Annotated in this window: 13 protein-coding genes; 6 read left to right on the top strand and 7 right to left on the bottom strand. The window is 74.7% G+C overall.

Annotated features, from left to right (window positions below):
• Nucleotides 1-127 precede the first annotated feature (127 nt).
• A complete protein-coding gene (locus ACFVST_RS24285) occupies nucleotides 128-1,744 on the bottom strand; it encodes an L-lactate permease (protein ID WP_390155633.1) in 1,617 nt (538 codons plus the stop codon).
• A 327-nt stretch (nucleotides 1,745-2,071) separates the two neighbouring features.
• Nucleotides 2,072-2,488, bottom strand: coding sequence for a DUF3499 domain-containing protein (locus tag ACFVST_RS24280; protein WP_390155639.1), 417 nt, complete (start codon nucleotides 2,486-2,488; stop codon nucleotides 2,072-2,074).
• Between the two features lie 409 nt (nucleotides 2,489-2,897).
• Between ACFVST_RS24280 and ACFVST_RS24275 the strand changes: the two genes are divergently transcribed.
• Nucleotides 2,898-3,356: a metallopeptidase family protein gene (locus ACFVST_RS24275; RefSeq protein WP_390155631.1), complete on the top strand. Its 459-nt coding sequence runs from the start codon at nucleotides 2,898-2,900 to the stop codon at nucleotides 3,354-3,356.
• Between the two features lie 25 nt (nucleotides 3,357-3,381).
• On the opposite strand, the gene ACFVST_RS24270 is transcribed toward ACFVST_RS24275, so the two are convergent.
• The 3 genes from ACFVST_RS24270 to ACFVST_RS24260 all read right to left on the bottom strand — a co-directional run bounded on the left by ACFVST_RS24270 (nucleotide 3,382) and on the right by ACFVST_RS24260 (nucleotide 9,321).
• Nucleotides 3,382-4,941 (bottom strand): DUF5719 family protein, encoded by a 1,560-nt coding sequence (locus ACFVST_RS24270; protein ID WP_390155629.1) that lies wholly within the window; start codon nucleotides 4,939-4,941, stop codon nucleotides 3,382-3,384.
• Entirely contained in the window at nucleotides 4,938-8,888 is a 3,951-nt protein-coding gene (locus tag ACFVST_RS24265) for a glycosyltransferase (protein ID WP_390155627.1), read from the bottom strand. Before ACFVST_RS24265 ends, ACFVST_RS24270 begins: the two co-directional genes overlap by 4 nt.
• 169 nt (nucleotides 8,889-9,057) lie before the next feature.
• Entirely contained in the window at nucleotides 9,058-9,321 is a 264-nt protein-coding gene (locus tag ACFVST_RS24260; protein WP_040249407.1) for a WhiB family transcriptional regulator, read from the bottom strand.
• 730 nt (nucleotides 9,322-10,051) lie between these two features.
• On the opposite strand from ACFVST_RS24260, the gene ACFVST_RS24255 reads away from it, so the two are divergent.
• The 4 genes from ACFVST_RS24255 (at nucleotide 10,052) to ACFVST_RS24240 (ending at nucleotide 14,073) form a co-directional block, all read left to right on the top strand.
• Nucleotides 10,052-10,597, top strand: coding sequence for a cysteine dioxygenase (locus ACFVST_RS24255; RefSeq protein WP_390155625.1), 546 nt, complete (start codon nucleotides 10,052-10,054; stop codon nucleotides 10,595-10,597).
• A 53-nt stretch (nucleotides 10,598-10,650) separates the two neighbouring features.
• Nucleotides 10,651-11,634, top strand: a complete 984-nt coding sequence (gene cofD / locus ACFVST_RS24250; protein WP_390155623.1) for a 2-phospho-L-lactate transferase — start codon at nucleotides 10,651-10,653, stop codon at nucleotides 11,632-11,634.
• Complete coding sequence (locus ACFVST_RS24245; protein WP_390155622.1) at nucleotides 11,631-12,965, top strand: coenzyme F420-0:L-glutamate ligase; 1,335 nt, start codon at nucleotides 11,631-11,633, stop codon at nucleotides 12,963-12,965. Before cofD ends, ACFVST_RS24245 begins: the two co-directional genes overlap by 4 nt.
• Before the next feature lie 115 nt (nucleotides 12,966-13,080).
• Nucleotides 13,081-14,073 (top strand): DNA-3-methyladenine glycosylase family protein, encoded by a 993-nt coding sequence (locus ACFVST_RS24240; protein ID WP_390155620.1) that lies wholly within the window; start codon nucleotides 13,081-13,083, stop codon nucleotides 14,071-14,073.
• 25 nt (nucleotides 14,074-14,098) lie between these two features.
• Here ACFVST_RS24240 and ACFVST_RS24235 read toward each other — a convergent pair whose 3' ends face one another.
• Both ACFVST_RS24235 and ACFVST_RS24230 read right to left on the bottom strand, forming a co-directional pair.
• A complete protein-coding gene (locus ACFVST_RS24235; protein ID WP_390155618.1) occupies nucleotides 14,099-15,181 on the bottom strand; it encodes a sugar phosphate nucleotidyltransferase in 1,083 nt (360 codons plus the stop codon).
• Nucleotides 15,182-15,303: 122 nt separating this feature from the next.
• Nucleotides 15,304-16,647, bottom strand: a complete 1,344-nt coding sequence (locus ACFVST_RS24230) for a peptidoglycan recognition protein (protein ID WP_390155616.1) — start codon at nucleotides 16,645-16,647, stop codon at nucleotides 15,304-15,306.
• Between the two features lie 125 nt (nucleotides 16,648-16,772).
• Here ACFVST_RS24230 and ACFVST_RS24225 point away from each other — a divergent pair, with 125 nt between their 5' ends.
• Nucleotides 16,773-17,528 carry a TIGR03089 family protein gene (locus ACFVST_RS24225; RefSeq protein ID WP_390155614.1) on the top strand — a complete coding sequence of 252 codons (756 nt, stop codon included), beginning with the start codon at nucleotides 16,773-16,775 and terminating at the stop codon, nucleotides 17,526-17,528.
• Nucleotides 17,529-17,867: the final 339 nt, after the last annotated feature.

Genomic DNA, 17,867 nt, shown 5'->3' with positions numbered 1-17,867 from the left:
GAGACCACGCCCGTGCTCGACCACTCGTTCCTCGCGGCCTCCGCGCGGGCGCGGTCTCGACACCGGCCGCGCCCCTTCGGCTCACTCGCCGGTCGGCTCGGGGACCAGGTCGGGCGCCGTAGCGGCGTCAGGGGAGCATCCAGCCCAGTACGGCGGTGCTCTGGAGGAGGACGATCAGGCACATGACCAGGAGGAGGACGAGGCTCCAGGGCAGGACGCGGCGCAGCAGGTCGCCTTCGCGGCCGGCGAGGCCGACGGCGGCGCAGGCGATGGTGAGGTTCTGCGGGGAGATCATCTTGCCGAGGACGCCGCCGGAGCTGTTGGCCGCGGCGAGGAGTTCCGGGGAGAGGCCGGACTGGTGGGCGGCGGAGACCTGGAGCGCGCCGAAGAGGGCGTTGGCGGAGGTGTCGGAGCCGGAGACGGCGACGCCGAACCAGCCGAGCACCGGGGAGAGGAAGGCGAGTCCGGCGCCCGCGGCGGCCACGAAGTTCCCAATGGTGGCGGCCTGCCCGGACAGGTTCATCACGTAGGCGAGGGCGAGTACGGAGGTGACGGTGAGGATGGCGTACCGCAGTTCGTGCACGGTGCGCGCCCACTCCCCCACCGCCTCGCGGGCGCGCAGGCCGAGGACGAGGGCGGTGCCGAGGCCGGCGACGAGGACCAGGGTGCCGCCGGTGGAGAGCAGCGGCAGGGCGAGCACATTGGCGCCGACGGGTTTGCCGTCCGGTCCGGCCACGTCGAGGAAGGGCCAGTCGATCTGGCGGGTGGCCCGGTCGAAGAGGTCCTTGACGGGCGGGATCTGCGCCACCGAGAAGATCACCACGATCAGCGCGTACGGGGCGTAGGCGCGCAGCACTTCGGGGCGCGGGTCGTCCTCGTCGAGGTCCTCGCTGCGGGCGCCGGTGAGGACGGCGGCGCGTACCGGTTCCGCGGCGGGGCGGCGGGCGGCGGGGACGGCGACCAGGGCGGCGGCGCCGGCGAGTGCGGCGCCGATGTCGGCGAGCTGCGCGGAGACGTAGTTGGCGGCGGCGAACTGCACGACGGCGAAGGCGACACCGCAGACCAGGGCCGGCAGCCAGGTCTCCCGCAGCCCGCGCCGGCCGTCGACCAGGGCCACCAGGATGAGCGGGACGACGAGTGCGAGCAGCGGCGTCTGACGGCCGACGACGGAGGCGACCGAGTCCAGCGGCAGGCCGGTGACCTGGGCGAGGGTGACGACGGGGGTGCCCATGGCGCCGAAGGCGACGGGTGCGGTGTTGGCGACGAGGGAGACCACGGCGGCGCGTACCGGGTCGAAGCCGAGGGCGACCAGCATCACCGAGCAGATGGCGACGGGCGCGCCGAAGCCGGCGAGCGCCTCCAGCAGCGCGCCGAAGCAGAAGGCGACGACGAGGGCCTGGATGCGGGGGTCGTCGGAGAGGCGGCCGAAGGAGCGGCGCAGGATGTCGAAGTGCCGGGTGCGGACCGTCATCCGGTACACCCAGAGGGCGTTGACGACGATCCACATGATGGGGAAGAGGCCGAAGACGGCACCTTCGACGGCGCCGGACAGGGCCTGGCCGACGGGCATCTCGTAGGCGAGGCAGGCGACGAGGCCGGCGGTGAGCAGGCCGATGAGTCCGGCCCGGTGGGCCTTCATCCGGACCGCGCCGAGCAGGACGAGGACGACGAGCAGCGGCAGTGCCGCGACGAGTGCGGACAGGCCGAGCGAGTCGGCTACGGGCTCCAGTTGCTGGACGAACACAGGTCCTCCCCGGATCCGGCTTCCGTGGCCCCGCGCGGTACCGCGCCCACGGCAGGACGCGGCGGAGCCCCGCCGTACGCGGGATTCCGCGATACGGAAGGAGCTGTCTCACGGGCGAGGAACATCACGCGAGGGAATCGTCATGTCCCTGCCGAGGCCCGTCAATGGCGCGTACCGCATTGAACGGATCGCGTGACCGGTACGTGGAGGAGAGGGGTCCGCTTCCGTGGAGTGGGGGGGCGGGGCGAGCCACCCGTGCGGTTCGGGGTGGTTCAGGGGGACTGTTTTCGGCCGCCAGGATCGGCCGCCCGGATCTGGGGAGGCGGGTCAGTTCTCCGGGGAGCGGAGGACGCGGAGATGGCCGCGGCGGGCGACCTCCATCGGGTCGGCCGAGCGCGTACCGCCCTCTGCGGCCCGCTCCTGGGGGCGCGCCGCCTCCCGTACCGCGTTGGCCAGGGCTTCCAGGTCGTCGCCGCTGGGGCGGGTGGGGCCGGAGGACGCGGCGAGCCGGACGACCTCCCAGCCGCGGGGAGCGGTCAACCGCTCCGAGTGCTCGGCGCACAGGTCGTAGCAGTGCGGCTCGGCATAGGTGGCGAGCGGGCCGAGGACGGCGGTCGAGTCGGCGTAGACGTACGTCAGCGTCGCCACGGCCGGCCGGCCGCAGGCGGTGCGCGAACAGCGACGTACAGGGCTCACGAGGTTGGACGGTACCGCACTCTTGAGCGGGCCGCGACGACTCCCCAGGACGTCACCCCACCGTGTCGTGGCCTGAACTCGCCCTCGAACAAGGGCTGCTGGGGCCATTGGCCTGCGCGAACCCGGGCGGCGTCAGGGGAGCGGAACGGAGAAACCGGTCACCTCGGCACCCCGATCTCGCCATCGACGGCACCTTGGCCGCTCAGATACTGGTATCCGATCGTTCCCGAACATGAGCGAACCGGTCGGGAAGCGACAGCGCGGGGCTGGGATTCCGCTGCCGGGCCCGGCTGATCGGCTGGAATCAGCCGCCGGTTGACGGGAGTTGGGGACCCGGCGGGTCCGGTGCGGGCCGGAATCCGACCACCCGGTGAGACGGAGGCCGACGGTACGGGCCGCTCGGCGGCCGGCAGGAGCCGGCGCCGGACGGGCCGGGCAGCGCCTAAGCTCTGCCCTGATGGACAAGCCAGTACAGCCCGGTCCCGCCGCACCCCGGCCGCGCCGCCGCGACCGCCACGGCAGGGGGATGCGCGGGCCCGTCGCGCCGCCGCAGGTGCCGCTCTCCGCGAGCCGCGCCGAGGTCTTCGCCGACCTGGTGCAGGACTCGGTGGACCGGCTGGAGCGGCGCTGGCCGCAACTGACCGACGTCGACTTCCTCGTCCTCGACGTACCGCGCCCCGTGGGAGCGCCCGGCGGGGGGCAGTCCTGGAGCGACGAGGCGGTCCCGCTGGGCGGCACCGTCGCCGCCCATGACGGCAGGCCCGCCCGGGTCGTGGTCTACCGGCGGCCGGTGGAGATCCGCACCAAGAGCCGCGACGAGCGGGCCCTGCTGGTGCACGAGGTCGTCGTGGAGCAGGTCGCCGACCTCCTCGGCCTCACCCCCGAGACCGTCGACCCGCGCTACGGCGAGGAGTAGCCCCCGCCCCGGGCCGCCCGCGGGCTCAGTGCTGGACGACCGACAGGTCCTCGCCCGCCTCGGGCACGTCGACCGTGCTGCGGTCGTCGGGCAGCGGCTGCACGGTGAACATCGGCACCCCGTCCGTCGACTTCGCCAGCATCCGCGAACCGTGGACCTGCCCGCCCGACACCCGCTCCACCGTGACCGCGTACCGCCCCTTGAGCCCTGACGGAACCGGCGGCTGCACGGAGAGGGTGGTGCCGCCCTTGACCGTGTACGTCTTGGTGGCGGCCGAGCCTCCCCCGGTGCCGGGCGAGGAGGTGACGCGGACGGTGGCCGACTTGCCGGGGGCGGTGAGGGACAGGGTGCTGCCCTTGGCGCTGTTGTCGGCGACCGTGGCCCGGCGGCCGACGGCGGGGGTGGCCGGGATGAACGCCGACTCCTGGCCGGCGCCCTTGCCGCGGACCACCCTGAGCGCCGCCACCACCGGCACCTGGCCCTCGGTGGGCGTGAGCAGCAGCGAACCGGCCTCGCCACGGGTCACCGCACCCAGGTCCACCGCGGCCGTCATCCCGGACTTGATATGCAGCGTCTCGTGGCCCGCGGGGGTGAACGAGCCGGTGGGCGAGGCCAGTTGGACCTTCAGGTCGGCGTCGTCCGCGCCCGGCGCGAAGGCCACCAGCCGTACCGAGGTGGCGTCCTTGGGGATACCCGGCAGCACCAGGCTGCCGGCGGGCTCCGCGGCGGGGGGCAGCCAGTCACCGCCGAGCTTGTCGTCGGCGGACTGCACCGCAGCCGCGACCCGGCCGCTGCGGGCGCTGACATGAGCGGTCAGATTGGTCTGCGGCTTCTCGGTGAGGGTGGAGAGCAGCACCGGCACACTCTGGTGCGGGCCGACCTGGATGCCCTCGCCCACCGCGGACTTGAGGTGGCCGTCCTTGCCGTACAGCTCGACGTCGACGACGGCGGCCGAGTCGTCCGGGTTGGTCAGATGGACGTAGTCGCTGCGCTCACTTGCGGTGGAGGCGCCGGGGAACCAGAAGTCGGTGTCGGGCGCCGAGCAGCCCACCCCTTGCAGCCCGCGGCCGGCACCGACGGCGACCTCGGTGGTCTGCTGCACCGTCCAGCCGGGGGCGAGCGCGCCGTCCGCGGTGCCGATGAGGGCGGGGGCGTCGGTGCCGGGGGCGTCCTCCGTCACGGGCTTGCCGGGCTCCTTCACGGAGAGCACGGGCTTCGCCGGGGCGTCCTTGTCCTTCGTCCCGTTCTTCCCGCCGTCCTTCCCGCCCTTGCCGCCCTTGCCCTTGTCTCCCTTGCCCTTGCCGTCCTTCTTGCCGTCGCTGCCGCCGTCGCCCGCGGGGGACAGCTCGGCGGTGCCCTGGCCGGCCGTGGCCTTGGCGGCGGGCGTGTACGAGGTGTACGCGGTCTCGGCCACGTCGGAGGAGCTGGGGGCCGGGCAGAGCAGGCTGCTGCGCTCGACCGGGAGCCGGGCCGCGGCCCGCGCCGCGCCCGCGCCGTCGCCGTCCGGCGCGGCCAGGGCGGCGACACCGGTGACGGCGGCCAGGGCGGTGGCGCCCGCGATCAGGGACAGGGTGGTGCGGTTCACTGCTGGCTCCCGTCGGGGCGCTCACGGTCGGTACGGGCATCGGGGCCGGGCTCGTCCGGTGGACCGGCCGGAGCCCCACTGCCGCCGTAGCCGCCGAAGGAGGGGTCGTAGCCGTAGGCCGCCGGGTCGTAGCCGCTGCCACCCGTGGCGTCGGGGCCGCCGAAGCCGGGGTCCGGCCGGTAGGCGTCGTAGCCGCCGTGGGCGTAGCTGTCCTGGCCGGGGGTGGTGCCGTCCTGGGCGGGGGCGTAGGGCTCGCCGTAGCTCTGGGACGGGTAGCCCTCCGGGTGACCGTGCTGGTAGTCGCCCGGGTATCCGCCCTGCGGCTGGGCGCCGTAGCTCCCGTCCTGGTAGCTGTAGCCGCCGTCCTGGCCGTAGCCCGGGGCGGCGGGGGCCTGGGCGGGGGTGTCCCAACTGCCGTAGTCGGCCTGCTGGGGGACGGGGGGCGGGCTGCCGGGGGGCGGCGGCGCTGCACCCGGTGCGGGCTCGGCCCCGGGTGGGGCGGGGGGTGCCGGGGTGGCCGGTGGCTCCTCGCCCATGGGGTGCGCGGTGCCGGCGGGGTAGGGGTCCGCGGGCGGCTGGTCCGGGCTGAACTGCGGTGCCGTTCCGGGCTGTTCGGTACGCGCGGACTGCTCGGCCTCGGCCTGGGCGCGGAGGCGGCGGGCGCGGCGGCCCTCCCCCTCGACGGGCTGGGCGGGGACCTCGGCCTCCGGCTCCGGCAGATCGTCGTCGACGACCCGGCGGCGGCCCGGCAGGGCCAGCACCACCAGCACCACGGCGAGCGCGCCCTGCGCCCACAGCCAGCCGGTGTGGCTCACCGGCGCCTCGAAGGTGACGTCCAACCGGCCGCCGGACGCCGGGAGTTGGAAGCCCTGGGCCCAGCCGTCGACCTTGGTCGCGGTGAGCGGGCGGCCGTCGAGGGTGGCCTGCCAGCCGTCGGCCGCGCTGTCCGCGAGCCGCAGCACCCGGCCCTCGGCGCCCGCGGGCACGGTGGTGTGCAGCTCGACCGGGCCCGCGGCGACCGGCAGCGCCTCGCCGTCCCCGTGCGGGGGCATCACCACGGCGCGCGCCACCTGCCGGTCGACCCGCCACAGGGCGCTGCCGTCCTGCTGGCTGAGGCGGGTGAGGCCGGGGGTGGCGTCCAGGACGCGGCCCATGGCGCGCGGTGCGCCGTCGCGGATCAGGACGTACCGCACGGCGAAGCCGCCGAGCTGGTCGGCCTGGTCGGCGCCGGAGCCGGCGACCAGATTGGCGACGACCTTGTCCAGACGGGAGTCGGAGCCGCCGGCCGAGGTGAGTTCGGCGTCGCCGAGGCGGGCGCCGGAGCCGCGGACCAGGCTGTAGGAGACGCGGGCCGCGGTGTCGCTGTCGAGGACGAGGGTGCGGGCCTGGTCCTGGGTACCGCTCTCCTCGGCGACGAACGCGGGCACCTGCACCGGATCGCGCCGCTCCAGGGGCCCGTCGGCGCCGCGGATCATCCAGCCGGCGGCCGCGATCAGGGGGCCGACGGCGGCCGCCACGGCGATGAGCGCGGCGACCGGCTGGCGCCAGCCGAAGCTCTGCTCGGCCACCCGGGCGCGGGCACCGTCGGCGCCGACGGCGGCGGCGGCGAGCAGGGCGAGGCCGTAGACGAGGGTGGCCGGGCCCGCCCAGATGGAGGCGTCGGCGAGGGCGGCGAAGAGGAAGGCGGTGAGGGCCACCGCCCAGGCGGTGAGGACGGCGCGGGAGCGCTCGCTGCGCAGCAGGGCCGCGAGGGCGGCGAGCACGACGCCGATCAGCAGCAGCCCGGCGACGGTGCCGGGGCCGCCGGGTGAGGTGCCCAGCAGGTCGAGCGCGGAGGCGGCGCCCTTGCCGTAGGTGAGGCCCGCCTCGCGGAAGAAGCCGGTCGGCAGCAGCGTCAGCGACCAGGGGGCGAGCAGCAGCAGCGGGGTGCCGAGCGCGGCGAGGAACCGCAGGCCGTAGGCGATGAGGTCGTCGCGGTGGAACGCCAGCAGCGCCAGGCCCAGGACGAGGGCCACCGGCCAGACGATGGGGGTGAAGGCCGTGGCCACGGTGAGCAGCAGGGCGTACGCCCAGGTGGCGCGCCAGGTGCCGCGGCTGCCCGCGCTGCGGGCAAGGCCGCCGGCGGCGATCCCGGCCCGCGCCAGCAGCGGCAGCAGGACGGCCAGGACCGCGGTGCCGAGGTGGCCGCCGGCCAGGGCGCCGGTGGCCGCAGGCAGGAAGGCGTAGGCCACGGCGGCCCAGGCCCGCAGCAGCCGGGACGGCACCAGCGGCCGGGAGACGAAGTACGCGGCGAAGCCCGCCAGCGGCACCGAGCAGACCAGCAGCAGGGTGACGGCGGCGCCGGTGGAGCCGAGCAGCAGACCGGCGAGCAGCGCGACGAGCGCCAGATAGGGCGGGGCGGACTGGGTGCCTCCGGTGCCGGTGGCGTGCCAGGCGTCGGTGTACTTCGCCCACAGCTCGCCGGCGCCGGCCGGGGCGGGCAGCAGGGCTCCGCCGGCCAGGGCGCCGGAGCCGAGGAGGGCGCGGCAGGCGATCAGGGAGCAGAGCAGCAGCACCGCGAAGAGCATCGGGCCCGGTCTGCGGGCGATGCGCTTGAGCCGGGCGAACTGCTCGATCTCCATGAACTCCGCGTCGTCGCCGCCGGGTCCTGACTCGACGGCGCCGCCGTGCCGGCCGGCGGAGGCGGTCTCGGGGGCGGAGCGGCCCGCGACATTCTGGGCGACCTGCTCGACGGTGAGCCGCACGGTGGCGCCGGGCGGCGGGAAGAGGGGGCGCAACTCGCCCTTCTCTACGCGGGGTCGGCCGCGGGCACGGCGGGCGGCGAAGATCCGCTCGGGCCTGAGCAGGGTGCCGAGCAGGCCGGTGATCTCGTCGAGTGCCTGGCCGGGGACCTTGCCGACGAGATAGGCCAGGGTGCGCAGCACGGTGCCGACGACGAGGCGCAGCAGCACCCAAGGCAACTGCGGGGCCGGGGAGTTGACCAGCAGGGTGTACGCGGCGCCGGCCTTGTCCACCTTGTGCGGGGAGGTGGCCGCACGGCCGACGCAGTCGACGGTACGGCGCTCGCGGGAGGCGGCCTCGGCGTGCCGGACGGCGGCGTCCGGGGCGACGACGACCTGGTGACCGGCGGACTGGGCGCGCCAGCACAGGTCGACGTCGTCACGCATCAGGGGCAGCCGCTGGTCGAACCCGCCCAGTTCCTCGAAGACTTCGCGGCGGATGAGCATTCCGGCGGTGGACACGGACAGCACCGGCCGTACGTGGTCGTGCTGGCCCTGGTCCTGCTCGCGGCGGTCGAGGCCGGTCCAGCGGCGGCCGCTGCGGGCGATGGAGACGCCGACCTCCAGCAACTGCCTGCGGTCGTACCAGCCGCGGAGCTTGGGGCCCACGACGGCGACCTCGCGGCCGAGTTCGCGTTCGTTCTCCACGACGCGGAGCAGTTCGGCGAGGGCGTCGGGGGCGGGGGCGCAGTCGTCGTGCAGCAGCCAGAGCCAGTGTTCCGGTTCGCCGTGCGGGAGTTCGGGGAGGTGGTAGGCCTCGTCGCGCCAGGTGCGGGTGGCCGGATCCCAGCCGCTGGGGCGCTTGAGGTAGGGCAGTTGGTCCGGGGTGAGGACGGGGGCGGTGCGGGCGGCCTCGGCGACGGCGGCGCCGAAGCCGGTACGGCGGGCCAGATGCAGCACCCGGTCGGCACCGAGGGCCTCGGTGACCAGGCGGGCGGAGTCGTCGGCGCTGCCGGTGTCGGCGGCGACGACGTCCTGAACGGGGCGCTCCTGGCCGAGCAGCCCGGCGAGGGCGTCGGGCAGCCAGCGGGCGCCGTCGTGCGCGACCATCACCGCGGTGACGACATGCCGCGGGAACTCGGGTGCGCGGTGGGGGTCGAGCCCCGAGGGGCCGGCCCCCGGGGTGGCAGCGTCGAGGTGCGCTGCCGTGTGACTGTGCACGGACATCGAGGTACGGGCCCCGGTTCGGTGGACTGCGGTGGACCGCCGTTCCCGTCGACGCGGGCCGGCTGTCTCGGACGAGGGCCCACACTAACGGCTGCACATCACAACGGCCCGCCGCCTGTGGATAACCCACCTGCGACGGGCCGTTCGACGCTGCCCGGGGACTCCTCGGTCAGACGGCGGCCTTTTTCAGCCGCCTTCGCTCACGTTCCGACAGACCGCCCCAGATTCCGAAGCGTTCGTCGTTGGCGAGGGCGTACTCAAGGCATTCGGAGCGCACCTCGCAGGCGAGGCAGACCTTTTTGGCCTCGCGGGTCGAGCCGCCCTTCTCGGGGAAGAAGGACTCGGGGTCGGTCTGGGCGCACAGGGCGCGCTCCTGCCAGCCGAGCTCCTCTTCGGCCTCGTCGACCAGCAGTTCCTCAAACAGCTCGGTCATGCTGTGCCCCTCGTCGTCTGTGCGTCCCCGTGATGCTGCCGTTACCGATTGCGGCCGAACGACACGAGTGAAATTACAAGTGCGAGGCTCCGGGCCAGTCAAGCCGAGATCTGCTATTGGAGCCCTTATTCACTCTGCGGAACCAAGCAGTTGCCGAAAGTGTTCAAATCCACATAAACCCTGACACTCTTCGATGGCTTGGATCGAGCGCGCCGCCTCCTCGCGGAGGCCGGTGCCGATCCGGCGCCGCCCCCAGAGGGAGACGCACCGGAGATCGGCCACGTTCCGGAAGCCGCGCCCCGGCGAACCGGATCACATTCGCATCACAGGATCGCAACGGCGTTCGCGCTGCCCGGATGTGCGGCATGTTGCCTTCGTAGCACGTGCATAAACCTTTCTGCTGACGAGATCACCGAATGAGGTGAACCTGTCCCGCAATTCGGACATCGCGTTGACAACCTACGTGTGAACCGTTCTCCTGGTGGGCATGTTCGCGTACTTGGCGCTTTCCGTGACCCGCACCGCCGGGTCCCCCGGTGCTGCCCCCGCGCGCCCCGGCTGTCGCTGTCGCTGCTGTTGATCCACCGCTCCGCCGGTCGCTGAACGCACCCCTGCTCCACTCACGCCGAACCGACCGGCAGGACCACCGCCGTAGAGCCCCGCTCCGGCCCCACCCCACACCCCGCGCCCTTTGCCGCGCGCCACATCCCGCCGAGGAACACCGAACCCAATGAACCCGACGCACAGCGACAGCGACCTGCAGATCGCCGGCGACATCCTCGAAGTCCCGCACCTGCTGCGCCCCGCACCCGAACACCCCTCCACCGTGGCCGAGTTCGTCGGCCTGGCCCGCGCCATCGCCGCCGACCCGGACCGCTGGCGCCCCCTGGTCCGCTACGACGCCACCACCCGCTGGTACCACCGGCTGCAGACGGGGCCCGGCTACGAGGTGTGGCTGCTGTCGTGGGTGCCGGGGCAGGGCAGCGGGCGGCACGACCACGGCCGCTCCTCCGGGGTGCTGACGGTCCTTCAGGGCGAGCTGACCGAGCACACCGGACGCGGGGCGCGCACCCTCGCCGAGGGCGACCAGCGCGTCCTGGCGCCCGGCTCGGTGCACGGTGTGGCCAATGACTCACTGGAGCCCGCCGTCAGCCTGCACATCTACTTCCCCGGCCTCACCGAGATGCCGATGCACGAGGGGCCAGGGTCCGGCAACTCCGCCCAGGTGGCGCCCAGTTCACGTCACCTCGGCGCGCCGGACGCCCCGACCGTGTGAACCCCGCCGGACCGGCTGCCGCGGGCGCCCGGGGGCCTGCGAGACTGGGCGGTATGCGCATTGTGGTTCTGGCGGGCGGTATCGGCGGCGCCCGGTTCCTCCGCGGTCTGAAACGGGCCGTCACCGACATCGACGGCACCGACATCACCGTGATCGGCAACACCGGCGACGACATCCACCTCTTCGGCCTGAAGGTCTGCCCCGACCTGGACACCGTCATGTACACCCTCGGCGGCGGCATCGACGAGGAGCGGGGCTGGGGCCGTACCGACGAGACGTTCCGGGTCAAGGAGGAGCTGGCCGCGTACGGTGCGGGGCCCGGCTGGTTCGGGCTCGGTGACCGGGACTTCGCCACGCATATCGTGCGGACCCAGATGCTCGCCGCGGGCTATCCGCTGAGTGCCGTCACCGAGGCGCTGTGCGACCGGTGGCAGCCCGGGGTGCGGCTGCTGCCCATGTCCGACGACCGGATCGAGACCCATGTGGCGATCACGGTCCCGGACGGCGAGGAGGGCGCCGGGGAGCGGCGGGCCGTGCACTTCCAGGAGTTCTGGGTGCGGCTGCGGGCCGCGGTGCCCGCCCACGCGGTGGTGCCGGTCGGCGCCGACCAGGCCAAGCCCGCGCCCGGTGTGCTGGAGGCGATCGCCGCGGCCGACGTGATCCTCTTCCCGCCGTCGAACCCGGTGGTCAGCATCGGCACCATCCTCGCCGTGCCCGGGGTGCGGGAGGCCATCGCGGAGGCCGGGGTGCCGGTGGTGGGCCTCTCCCCCATCGTGGGCGGCGCCCCGGTGCGGGGGATGGCGGACAAGGTGCTGGCCGCGGTCGGCGTCGAGTCCTCCGCGGCCGCGGTCGCCGAGCACTACGGTTCGGGGCTGCTCGACGGCTGGCTGGTCGACACCGCCGACGCGGACGCCGTGGACCGCGTCGAGCAGGCCGGTATCCGCTGCCGTGCGGTGCCGCTGATGATGAGCGACCCGGACGCGGCCGCCGAGATGGCCCGCCGGGCCCTCGCCCTCGCCGAGGAGGTGCGGGCGTGACCGCGGTGCCCGCGTACCGGGTGTGGGCCCTGCCCGGGATGCCCGAGGTGGCGGCCGGGGACGACCTGGCCAAGCTGATCGCGGCCGCCGCCACCGCCGACGGCACCCCCGGTCTCGCCGACGGCGACGTCCTCCTCGTCACCTCCAAGATCGTCTCCAAGGCGGAGGGCCGGCTGCTCCGGGCCGACGACCGGGAGGCCGCCATAGACGCGGAGACGGTACGGGTGGTGGCGCGGCGCGGGCCGCTGCGGATCGTGGAGAACCGGCAGGGCCTGGTGATGGCCGCGGCCGGGGTGGACGCCTCCAACACCCCGCCCGGCACCGTGCTGTTGCTCCCGGAGGACTCGGACGCCTCGGCCCGCCGTATCCGCGACGGGCTGCGCGAAGCGCTCGGGGTGCGGGTCGGCGTCCTGGTCACCGACACCTTCGGCCGGCCCTGGCGCAACGGCCTCACCGATGTCGCCATCGGCGCCGCCGGGGTGCGCGCCCTGCACGATCTGCGCGGCCGCACCGACGCCCACGGCAACGCGCTCGGCGCCACCGTCACCGCCACCGCCGACGAACTCGCCGCCGCCGGCGACCTGGTGAAGGGCAAGGCGGAGGGCCTGCCGGTGGCCGTGGTCCGCGGCCTGCCGCACACCGTCCTCGACGAGGGCGAGGACGGGGCGAGCGACCCCGGTGCCGGGGAGCTGGTGCGGCCGGCCCGGGACGACATGTTCCGCCTCGGCACCTCGGAGGCGGTACGCGAGGCGGTCACCCAGCGGCGTACCGTGCGGGACTTCACCGGGGAGCCGGTGGACCCGGGGGCGGTACGGCGGGCGGTGGCCGCGGCGGTCACCGCGCCCGCCCCGCACCACACCACCCCGTGGCGGTTCGTCCTGCTGGAGTCGGCGGCGGCCCGCACCGGGCTGCTGGACGCCATGCGGGACGCCTGGATCGCGGACCTGCGGCGCGACGGCAAGAGCGAGGAGTCCATCGCCCGCCGGGTCCGCCGCGGTGAAGTCCTGCGCCGCGCCCCCTACTTGGTGGTGCCGTGCCTGGTGGCGGACGGCGCGCACCACTACGGCGACCCGCGGCGGGACGGCGCCGAGCGGGAGATGTTCACCGTGGCGATGGGCGCCGGGGTGCAGAACCTGCTGGTGGCCCTGGCCGGGGAGCGGCTCGGCTCGGCCTGGGTGTCGTCCACGATGTTCTGCCGGGAGGTGGTGCGGGAGGTGCTGGAGCTGCCGTCCGACTGGGACCCGATGGGCGCGGTGGCCGTCGGACACCCCGCCGCTGACCCCGCCCCGCGCCCGTCCCGCGACCCGGACGCCTTCATCCGGACCCGCTGACGCGGACCCGCTGGCGCAACCCGGGGAACGGCGCGGCCCGCCTACCCTCTTAGGGCGCGCCCCGGCCGGGTCGGCCGGGTGCGGCAGGACCGTCGCAGGGAGCGAGGACCCAGACGTGGCAGGACGTTTCAGCCCCCGGCCGGCCGGGGGCGCCCGCGCCGGTTCCGTGCGCCCCGCTGTCCCGGGCCAGACCGGCGCCCCGCCCCGCGCCCGCCGCTGGACGCCGCCGGGGCCGCTGGACCTGGGACTGGTCCTCGGGCCGCTGCGGCGCGGCGGCGCCGACCCCACCTTCCGCGCGCTGCCCGACGGTTCGGTGTGGCGCGCCTGCCGCACCCCCGAAGGACCCGGCACCCTGCGCGTCTCCCGGGACGGTGAGGCGGTGCTCGGGCAGGCCTGGGGGCCGGGCGCCGAGTGGCTCCTGGACGGGCTGCCGCGGCTGCTCGGCGCCGAGGACGACCCGGACGCCTTCACCCCGCGCCACCGCCTCCTCGCCCACACCCGCCACCGCCGCCCCGGACTCCGGCTGACCCGCACCGACCTGGTCCTGGAGTCCCTCGTGCCGTCCGTACTGGAGCAGAAGGTCACCACCGCCGAGGCGTACCGGGCGTGGCGGCGGCTGCTGCACACCTACGGCGAACCGGCGCCCGGGCCCGCCCCGGACCGGATGTATGTGATGCCGGCGCCACGGACCTGGGCACTCGTACCGTCCTGGGAGTGGCATCGGGCCGGTGTCGACGACAAGCGGGCGGCGACCGTGCTGCGGGCGGTGCGGGTGGCGGCGCGGCTGGAGGAGGCGGCCGGGATGGCGCCGGCCGAGGCGCGCGCCCGGCTGGAACTCGTCCCCGGTGTCGGCCCCTGGACCTCCGCCGAGGTCGTGCAGCGCAGCCATGGCGCGCCCGACGAGGTAACCGTCGGCGATCTGCATCTGCCCGGCATCGTCGGCCACGCGCTCGCCGGGAACCGGGACGCGGACGACGCGGAGATGCTGCGGCTGCTGGAGCCCTACGCCGGGCAGCGGCACCGCGCCGCCCGCCTCATCCTCCTCAGCGGGCGCACCCCGCCCCGCCGCGCCCCGAAGATGTACCGCGTGGACATCGCCCGCTACTGAACTCCCAGCGGCAGAAGCCCAGTTGCTACTGGTCGGAGGAGAAGCGGACGGCGCCCGGGGGGAGGGCGGTGTCGCACCAGACGCGGACGCCGTCGCGGAGTTCGTTGTCCGCGCCGACGGTGGCGCCGTCGCCGACCACCACCCCGGAGAGCACCGTACGGGCGCCGATCCGGGCGCCCTCGCCGATCAGGGAGTCGGTGATCCGGGCGCCCTCCTCCACCACCGCGCCCGCCAGTACCGCGCTGCCGCCGATCCGGGCCCCGGCGCCGACCACCGCGCCCTCCCCGACCACGGTGCCCCCGCTCAGCTTGGCGTCCGGGGCGACCCGCGCGGTGGGCAGTACCAGGTGCTCCCCGCACTTTCCGGCCACCGCGGGTGAGGGCGCGCGTCCCAGGACCAGATCGGCCGAGCCCCGTACGAAGGCCTGCGGGGTGCCCAGGTCCAGCCAGTAGGTGGAGTCGACCATGCCCTGGAGGTGGGCTCCGTGGGCGAGCAGTCCGGGGAAGGTCTCCCGCTCCACCGAGACGGGGCGGCCGGCGGGGATGGTGTCGAGGACGGAGCGCCGGAAGACATAGGCGCCCGCGTTGATCTGGTCGGTGACGATCTCCTCCGGGGTCTGCGGCTTCTCCAGGAAGGCCCGCACCCTGCCGTCGGCGTCGGTCGGCACCAGGCCGAAGGCGCGGGGGTCGGTGACACGGGTGAGGTGGAGGGAGACGTCGGCGCCGCTGGAGGTGTGGGTGTCGAGCAGGGCTCCGATGTCGAGGCCGGTGAGGATGTCGCCGTTGAAGACGAGGACCGGTTCGCCGGGCCCGGAGGCGAGGCGGGAGGCGACGTTGCGCAGCGCGCCGCCGGTGCCCAGCGGCTCCCGCTCGGTGACGTACTCCAGGTGCAGGCCCAGCTCGGCGCCGTCGCCGAAGTACGGCTCGAAGACCTCGGCTAGGTAGGAGGTGGCGAGCACCACATGGTCGATGCCGGCTTCGCGGGCGCGGGCCAACTGGTGGGTGAGGAACGGCACACCGGCCGCGGGCACCATCGGTTTGGGGGTGTGCACGGTGAGCGGACGCAGTCGGGTGCCCTTGCCGCCGACCAGGAGGATCGCTTCTGTCACCTGTCGTCTCTGCTTCCTGCCGTGCCGGCCGAACTGTCTTTCGGCGGGCCAGTGTAGGCAGACGGTGCGGTGGGCCGGCCGGGGCGGGGTGGCCCGCCCCGGCCGTGTCGTCCGACGCCCCGTCAGCGGCCTTGGCGCTTGGCCGCGTCGGCCCGGATTCCGCCGAGGCGGGAGTACAGCTCGGCGCCCGGGCACTCGGTGTTGAAGCCGTCCCGATGGCCGGAGAGCACATCGAGCCGGGCCTTCTCGCCCTTGGGGTAGAGATTGCCGCCGCCCGAGACGAGGGTGGTCTTCCCCGCCGGGTCGGCGCCGGTGAGGCCGAGCTTCCAGGCGGCGAGTGCGGCCACCGAGTCCAGGGCGGCCTCGGTGGGCGCCGTGGAGGTGAAGGTGCCGAGGACGGCGATGCCGGTGGTGTCGGTGTTGAAGCCGAGGGTGTGCGCGCCCAGTACCGGCTTGGCGACGCCGCCGGCCCGGCCCTCGTAGATCTTGCCGCACTTGTCGACGAGGAAGTTGTAGCCGATGTCGCGCCAGTGCTCGCTGTTCACGTGGTAGCGGTAGATGCCGCGGATCACGGCGGGGGCCTCGGCGCAGGTGTAGTCGTTGCCGGTGGCGCTGTGGTGCACGAAGGCCGCCTTGACGGTGTTCGTGTACACGAAGCCGCTCTCCCGCAGGCTCTCGTCGGCGCCCCACCCGGCCCGGGTGACGATCGACGGCCGGGCCGCGGCGTACGGTGCGGCCTGCCCGCCCGGTCCCTGCGCGCCGTCGAGTCCGGTGCGGACGCGGTCCCGGGTGAGCGGGGGGATGGTGCCGTCGGCGGGGTCGAGGTCCGCGTTGGCCTCGGCGGAGGCGGCGGCGTTGCCCTCGGCCCGGGTGTCGGCGGCGGGGCCCGGGGCGCCGGGTGACGGGTCGTCGGAGGGGTCGGCGGGGGCGGGGCCGGGGTCGACCAGGTCCAGATGGAGTCCGGTGGGCAGCCGGTCGCCGCCCGGGTCGACCCGGACCTGCACCCCGTCGCTCCTCCCCACCCAGAGCGGGGCGGTGGCGCCGCGGGTGCCGCGGGTGCGCTCCGCGGTGCCGGGGTCGGCGGCGTGGTCGGCGTTGTGGGTCTCCAACTCCCGCCAGGCGGACCAGTTTCCGCCGACGGCCCGGGTCCGCACCCGGACCCGGCCGTCCAACTCCGCGTCCGGGTCGTCCCAGACGAGGCCCAGCAGGGAGAACGGCCGTACCCCGGACCGGAGCAGGCCCTGGCCGGAGGCCTGCGATCCGCTGCGGCCGCCGGAGCGCTCGGCGGTCAGCGGGGCGAGCGGGAGGGACCGGGTGCTGCCGGGCGTCCCGGCGGCCGGTGGCGCGGCTACGGGCCGCGATGCCGGCGGTGCGGCGGGGGTGGCGTGAGCGGTGGGGGCGGTCAGGGGGAGGGCGAGGGCGGCGGCGCAGCAGACGACCACCGGCGAGGCAAGATTTCGACGCATACGTCCGATCGTTGGCATAAGGAATGGTTTCTGTCCATTCGTCAGATTCCTCATCGGTCCTCTCACCGACCCGTCCTGACGGCCCGTCGTCCCGTCCACCCGCGGCCGCGCGTACCCTTGCCGTCGTGAACGCCACCGATCGCACCCCCGCCGACCTGCTGCGATCCGCGCTCGCCGCGGACCCGTCCCGACCGCTGGTCACCTACTACGACGACGCGACGGGCGAGCGCGTCGAATTGTCCGTGGCCACCTTCGCCAATTGGGTGTCCAAGACGGCCAATCTGCTCCAGGGCGATCTGGCCGCGGCGCCCGGCGACCGGGTGGCGCTGCTGCTGCCCGCGCACTGGCAGACCGCGGTCTGGCTGCTGGCCTGCTCCTCGGTCGGGGTGATCGCGGACATGGACGGGGACCCGGCCGCGGCCGATCTGGTGGTCGCCGGACCGGACGCGCTGGACGCGGCGCGGGCCTGTACCGGGGAGCGGGTGGCGCTGGCGCTGCGCCCGCTCGGCGGCCGCTTCCCCCAGCCGCCGGACGGATTCCTGGACTTCGCGGTCGAAGTGCCGGGCCAGGGCGACCGCTTCGCGCCGTACGCCCCCGTCGACGCCGAGGACCCGGCGCTGATCGTGGCGGGCGCCGAACTGTCCGGCGCCGAGGTCACCGAACGCGCCCTGGGTGACGCCCCGGACCTCGGCCTCACCGGGCCCGGCGCACGGCTGCTGTCGATGCTTCCCTACGACACCTGGGCCGGGTTGAGCGCCGGGCTGTTCGCGCCGCTGGCCGCGGGCGCCTCGGTGGTGCTGTGCCGGCACGCGGACCGGCTGGCCGAGGACGGGCTGGCCCGCCGGATCGAGGACGAGCGGGTCACCGCCACCGCCGCCTGACGCGCGCCGAGTTCACCGGCCGCCCTTACCTCGTCCCTATTTCCGCCCGGAACGGGACCGTCGGGCCCTTTCTGTGCGCCGGCTGTGAAACCCCGGACACGGCCCAGGGAGTGCAGAAGTAAAGGCGTCACCAAAGCCCTGGGAGAACCGTCCAGGAAATGCGCCGTATTGCCCACTTGTAGGGACGTGGAATTTGTCACCGCCGTCGCTCGACGCTTAACCAGGCGGATAGTGTGAGCGATCCGGTGCGCGGACCGAGAGGTCGTGCACCGCTCGACGACTCACCGAGCGCCTTGAGGGGAAGGCGCCGCGTGGCCCTGACGGAGGACTCGAACAACC

The sequence above is a fragment of the Streptomyces sp. NPDC058045 genome, from assembly GCF_042885635.1.
In the GTDB taxonomy this organism is placed as follows: domain Bacteria; phylum Actinomycetota; class Actinomycetes; order Streptomycetales; family Streptomycetaceae; genus Streptomyces.
Note: the sequence above shows the minus strand (reverse complement) of the source record. Positions and strands in the feature narration are given on the sequence as shown.